We start from the raw sequence: 6,292 nt of genomic DNA on the forward strand, positions 1-6,292 counted from the left end.
ATCGTTAAGGGATTTCAACAAACGGGCCATATTGTTGTATAAGTGATGAAATACTGAATTTAAAACTTAGTTTATATGTGGTAAAATGTTTTAATCAAGTTTAGGAGGAATTAATTATGAAGTGTAATGAATGTAACAGGGTTCAATTAAAAGAGGGAAGCGTATCATTAACCCTATAAACTACGTCTGCCCTCATTATTGGAGGGTGAAATGTGAATACATCCTATTCACAATCGAATTTACGACACAACCAAATTTTAATTTGGCTTTGCATTTTATCTTTTTTTAGCGTATTAAATGAAATGGTTTTGAACGTCTCATTACCTGATATTGCAAATGATTTTAATAAACCACCTGCGAGTACAAACTGGGTGAACACAGCCTTTATGTTAACCTTTTCCATTGGAACAGCTGTATATGGAAAGCTATCTGATCAATTAGGCATCAAAAGGTTACTCCTATTTGGAATTATAATAAATTGTTTCGGGTCGGTAATTGGGTTTGTTGGCCATTCTTTCTTTTCCTTACTTATTATGGCTCGTTTTATTCAAGGGGCTGGTGTAGCTGCATTTCCAGCACTCGTAATGGTTGTAGTTGCGCGCTATATTCCAAAGGAAAATAGGGGTAAAGCATTTGGTCTTATTGGATCGATAGTAGCCATGGGAGAAGGAGTCGGTCCAGCGATTGGTGGAATGATAGCCCATTATATTCATTGGTCCTATCTTCTACTCATTCCTATGATAACAATTATCACTGTTCCGTTTCTTATGAAATTATTAAAGAAAGAAGTAAGGATAAAAGGTCATTTTGATATCAAAGGAATTATACTAATGTCTGTAGGCATTGTATTTTTTATGTTGTTTACAACATCATATAGCATTTCTTTTCTTATCGTTAGCGTGCTGTCATTCCTGATATTTGTAAAACATATCAGGAAAGTAACAGATCCTTTTGTTGATCCCGGATTAGGGAAAAATATACCTTTTATGATTGGAGTTCTTTGTGGGGGAATTATATTTGGAACAGTAGCAGGGTTTGTCTCTATGGTTCCTTATATGATGAAAGATGTTCACCAGCTAAGTACTGCCGAAATCGGAAGTGTAATTATTTTCCCTGGAACAATGAGTGTCATTATTTTCGGCTACATTGGTGGGATACTTGTTGATAGAAGAGGTCCTTTATACGTGTTAAACATCGGAGTTACATTTCTTTCTGTTAGCTTTTTAACTGCTTCCTTTCTTTTAGAAACAACATCATGGTTCATGACAATTATAATCGTATTTGTTTTAGGTGGGCTTTCGTTCACCAAAACAGTTATATCAACAATTGTTTCAAGTAGCTTGAAACAGCAGGAAGCTGGTGCTGGAATGAGTTTGCTTAACTTTACCAGCTTTTTATCAGAGGGAACAGGTATTGCAATTGTAGGTGGTTTATTATCCATACCCTTACTTGATCAAAGGTTGTTACCTATGGAAGTTGATCAGTCAACTTATCTGTATAGTAATTTGTTATTACTTTTTTCAGGAATCATTGTCATTAGTTGGCTGGTTACCTTGAATGTATATAAACATTCTCAAAGGGATTTCTAACAACTTTGGGAGAGAGTTCAAAATTGATCCTTTTTTTATAACAGGAATTCAAATCTTTTTGTTCCATTAAAGGGCGCGATTGCTGAATAAAAGATACGAGAGACCTCTCTTGTATCTTTTTTATTTTGAGTGGTTTTGTCCGTTACACTAGAAAACCGAAAGACAATAAAAATTTTATTCTTGCTGAGTCTGGCTTTCGGTAAGCTAGACAAAACGGACAAAATAAAAATTGGCAAGGGTTTAAAGGTGGAGATTTTTTGAGTGATCTTCTCAAAAAATACTACCTGTCCCTTGCTGATTTTTAAACGAGCACGAGAGCAAAACCCCCCTTTGCTGAGGTGGCAGAGGGCAGGTTTTTTTGTTTCTTTTTTCTCGTAAAAAAAAGAAAGGTCTTAAAGGTTTTATGGTTTTGGTCGGCACTGCCGACAGCCTCGCAGAGCACACACTTTATGAATATAAAGTATAGTGTGTTATTATACTTTACATGGAAGTAATTGCCGGAAATAGTGAAAATGCCTCACATTTGTGCCACCTAAAAAGGAGCGATTTACATATGAGTTATGCAGTTTACGGGCCAAGATTGTTTAAGCAAAATAAGATAAGTTAAGGGATGCAGTTTATGCACCCCTTAACTTATCTATTAAATAATTTATAGCTATTGAAAAGAGACAAGAATTGTTCAAAGCTAATATTGTTTAAATCGTCAATTCTTGCATATTTTAAGGCTTGATAAAATTGGTTTTTGGAAAATAGTTTTATGTATTCTTTGTTAACCCATTTCATAACAAAATTTTCATATTGTTTTCTATCTTTGAGTGATATTTTTGAAGGGTGTCTTTTTAATACAATTAACGAGCTATTAACTCTAGGTTTTGGATGAAAGTATTCTCTAGGGATTTTACTTAATATGGATATATCAACTTCTGTCATTAAAAATAGTGCTAGTGAACGATTTGTATTTAGCAACCTTTTAGCAAATCCATATTCCACTATTAAATAACTTTCTGTAGCTGTGCTTTCAAAAACAATTTTTCGAATTATATCTGTACTTATATTGTAGGGTATATTTCCATATATCTTATATGACTTATTTTTAGGAAACTTAAATTGTAAAATATCTTTATTGATAACCTGGAAGTTCTCATATTCAATAAGTTTGTTTTTAGTTATCCTACATAATTTAGGATCTATTTCAATGGCGGTTACATAATTACACCTTTTAGCTAATTCAAACGTGAAATGACCTTTCCCTGAACCAATCTCAATAATATTATCATTTGTATTTAAATGTACATTTCTCAAAATTTCATTTATATGATGCTTTGAAGTAATAAAGTTTTGACTATCTTTTATATTTTTTTTGTTCATTATAACCCACTCCTATTTTGTTCATTATAACCCACTCCTATGAGGTTATAATGAATGTTTATATTAACAATCCATTATAACCACTTATTTTTTGTTTGGTTGATAATGAACTGTGTTGATTACAAAAATACTAAAAATGCCCATATATTAATTCTCCTTTTTATGAAATTAGAATAATTATAGCACAAGCTCTGATAAATAATAACATGATGAACGACTGTTAAATTTATACTGCAATTGGGCCCTATTGTTGAATAAAGATACGAGAGATTTCTCTTGTATCTTTTTTATTTTTGAGTGGTAACGAAAGCATCCCCCCTTTGCTGAGGTGGCAGAGGTCGGGTTTTTTTGTTTCTTTTTTTACGAAAAAAAAAGGTCTTAAAAGGTTTTATGGTTTTGGTCGGCACTGCCGACAGCCTCGCAGAGTACACACTTATATGAATATAAAGTATAGTGTGTATACTTTACATGGAAGTTGTACCGAAGTTAGGAGTGTTTATATGTCATTTGTAGTGGCTCGTATGCAAAAGATGAAATCAGGAAATTTGGTTGGGGTGGGTAATCATAATCAGAGAAATACAGACAATCATTCGAACAAAGATATTGATGTTGAACGGTCGTATTTAAATTATGATTTGGTCAATCGGACAGAAAATTATAAACGAGATATTGAGCAATTTATTAATGACAACAAATCAAGTAGTCGTGCTGTCAGAAAAGATGCTGTATTAATAAACGAATGGATCATAACTTCTGACAACCAATTTTTTAAAGATAAAGACGATAAAGAAATTAAAGACTTTTTCGAACAGTCGAAAGATTACTTCGCTGAAAAATTTGGTGATGAGAATATCCGCTACGCTCAAGTTCACTTAGACGAAACAACACCACATATGCACTTAGGTATTGTGCCTTTCAATGCGGAAAAGAAGTTATCAGCAAAGACTGTTTTTAATCGTCAAGCCTTACAGGCGGTACAAGACGAATTACCAAAATATTTAAATGAGCGTGGTTTTGAGCTTGAACGTGGCGAAAAAGGGTCAGAGCGTAAAAATTTAACGGTGCCTGAATATAAAAAGGCAAAGGACGAATTAAAAGAGATGACTACCACGCTGGAACAGCGGAAGTCAGAAGTTTTAGCGTTATCGAACGATAAAACAGCGACTATAAAAAAAGAGAGTTTGGATTTAAAAGACGAAACGAAAACAGTCAAAGTACCTAGTGGCGAAACCATTGGTATTGGTAAGTTGCGACATGAATTTATGAAAAATGAAGAACGTAAAACAGGAAATGTGATTATTTCTAAAGATAAATTAAATGCTTTGATACAAGGCTATGAAGATTTATATAGCTCAAATGAGCGACTAAAGAAATATGCGGAAACTGATTTACCTAAAGAAATCACTAAAGTTAAAGGGAAATATAGCGAATTAGTGAAAGAATACAATGATTTGGTGCGTAAGAGTAATCGGAATATCGAAACACTTGAAGAATTAGAGAAAGAGAATAAATCGCTTAAAAACGAAATTAAGGACATTTACAAAGGGTTTAAAGCGTACTTTAAAGATTCTAAGCAAGTTACAACTGAACAGGTTAAAACGCTTGTTGGTGGCGTTGTAGACAAAGTAAAAGAATTTGTGAAAGGTGGAGAGTTTGAAAAAATTCATAGAAATGAAACTCGAACACGAGATAGAGATGAATTAAGTCGTTAGAAGCTCATATTTGCGTTCTAAGGAGTTTTAAATCAATTTGAGTATATTTATATACCTGTTTGGTCTTTTCGTCGGCATAAGCGTTAAAATTTGCGAAAAAGAAAGCAGTACAAGGGCGAACGTAGTGAGTGCATTTACCCTTGTGCTGCTTTTTTCGTAAATTAGCTTTTGCAAACCGACAGAAAAGCCAACAGGTATGACTGTCTACTCACTTTTCAGAGGCATGATCAAACGCATTGCGTTTGTGGGTGTGGGCAACGCCCACGGTTTTATTGTTTTAGAAATTGGGAAATGGACTGGGGGGAGATTTTGAAAAAATCGACCAACTTCTGGGGGTACTACGACCGAGAGGTAAAAAAAGAACGAAGTCGAGATCAGGGAATGAGTTTATAAAATAAAAAAAGCACCTGAAAAGGTGTCTTTTTTTGATGGTTTTGAACTTGTTCTTTCTTATCTTGATACTTATAGAAATAACAAGTTTTTTTTATAAGGCTATTTATGTCATTTAAACCCTTGTGGTTACTGGTTTTATGCGTTTAAAAATGAGTGGAAAATGGTTGAATATAAAAAACCCCTATGTTAAAGTTAAAAGTGACTAAACAATCAACTCAATACATAGGGGGTTTTTTATTATCATGTGTAATAATAATAGCATTCAATCAATCGAAAAATCAAGTGTATTAATCGACAAAACGAAAAGTGGTAAAGTTCGCCCTTGGCGAGAGAAAAAAATTTCGAACGTTGGTTATTGGGAATTATTGCATATACTAGAATTTAAAAAAGCTGAACGTGTGAAAGATTGTGCAGAGATTTTGGAATACAAAGTGGACGTAGAAACGAGTGAAATTAATTTATATCGTGTTTGGTTTTGTAAATCTCGTTTATGTCCAATGTGCAATTGGAGAAGAGCAATGAAACATGGAATTCAATCGAAAAAAGTTGTTACTGAAGTGATTCGACAAAAGCCAACAGTTCGGTGGTTATTTTTGACACTTTCAGTTAAAAATGTTTATGACGGTGAAGAATTAAATCAAAGTTTATCAGATATGGCGAAAGGTTTTAATCGCATGATGAAATATAAAAAAATCACTAAAAATTTAGTTGGTTTTATGCGTGCGACAGAAGTAACTGTAAACGAAATTGATAATTCATATAATCAACATATGCATGTGTTGCTGGCAGTAGAGCCGACTTATTTTAAGAATACTGAAAACTATGTAACTCAAAAACAATGGATTCAGTTTTGGAGAAAAGCAATGAAGTTGGACTATGATCCAGTTGTACATATTCAAATTGTAAAGCCGAAGAATAAAAGTAAAGACGCTATGCAATCGGCAATTGATGAAACTGCAAAGTATCCAGTGAAGGATACGGATTTCATGACAGATGATGAACAAAAGAACTTGAAACGTTTATCTGATTTGGAAGAAGGTCTACATCGAAAACGATTAATTTCGTACGGTGGACTGCTGAAAGAAATTCATAAAAAATTAAATTTAGATGATGCCGAAGAAGGCGATTTAATTCATGCAGATGATGAACAAGAAAAAGCAGATGAAGATGGATTTTCAATTATTGCAATGTGGAATTGGGAACGGAAAAATTATTTTATTAAAGAGTAGA

General features: G+C 33.4%; 6 protein-coding genes. 4 read left to right on the top strand and 2 right to left on the bottom strand.

Features of this window, described 5'->3' with window-relative positions:
- Positions 1–116 precede the first annotated feature (116 nt).
- On the top strand, positions 117–179 hold the full coding sequence (locus JG553_RS13440; RefSeq protein ID WP_012779615.1) for a tetracycline resistance efflux system leader peptide: 63 nt from the start codon (positions 117–119) through the stop codon (positions 177–179).
- Between the two features lie 33 nt (positions 180–212).
- On the top strand, positions 213–1,589 hold the full coding sequence (gene tet(L) / locus JG553_RS13265; RefSeq protein ID WP_105120725.1) for a tetracycline efflux MFS transporter Tet(L): 1,377 nt from the start codon (positions 213–215) through the stop codon (positions 1,587–1,589).
- A 633-nt stretch (positions 1,590–2,222) separates the two neighbouring features.
- Here the strand turns inward: tet(L) and JG553_RS13270 are convergent.
- Together JG553_RS13270 and ermCL are read right to left on the bottom strand one after the other, a co-directional pair.
- Complete coding sequence (locus JG553_RS13270; RefSeq protein ID WP_002345002.1) at positions 2,223–2,957, bottom strand: 23S rRNA (adenine(2058)-N(6))-methyltransferase Erm(T); 735 nt, start codon at positions 2,955–2,957, stop codon at positions 2,223–2,225.
- Between the two features lie 84 nt (positions 2,958–3,041).
- Complete coding sequence (gene ermCL, locus JG553_RS13275) at positions 3,042–3,101, bottom strand: 23S rRNA methylase leader peptide ErmCL (protein ID WP_002503927.1); 60 nt, start codon at positions 3,099–3,101, stop codon at positions 3,042–3,044.
- Positions 3,102–3,457: 356 nt separating this feature from the next.
- Between ermCL and mobV the strand changes: the two genes are divergently transcribed.
- Together mobV and JG553_RS13285 are read left to right on the top strand one after the other, a co-directional pair.
- The gene (mobV, locus tag JG553_RS13280) at positions 3,458–4,669 is read left to right on the top strand and encodes a MobV family relaxase (RefSeq protein ID WP_032494831.1); all 1,212 of its coding nucleotides are present in this window, start codon (positions 3,458–3,460) and stop codon (positions 4,667–4,669) included.
- A 635-nt stretch (positions 4,670–5,304) separates the two neighbouring features.
- Entirely contained in the window at positions 5,305–6,291 is a 987-nt protein-coding gene (locus JG553_RS13285; protein WP_202106767.1) for a protein rep, read from the top strand.
- Position 6,292 lies beyond the last annotated feature (1 nt).

Source organism: Staphylococcus sp. T93 (genome assembly GCF_016743875.1).
GTDB classification, from domain to species: domain Bacteria; phylum Bacillota; class Bacilli; order Staphylococcales; family Staphylococcaceae; genus Staphylococcus; species Staphylococcus aureus.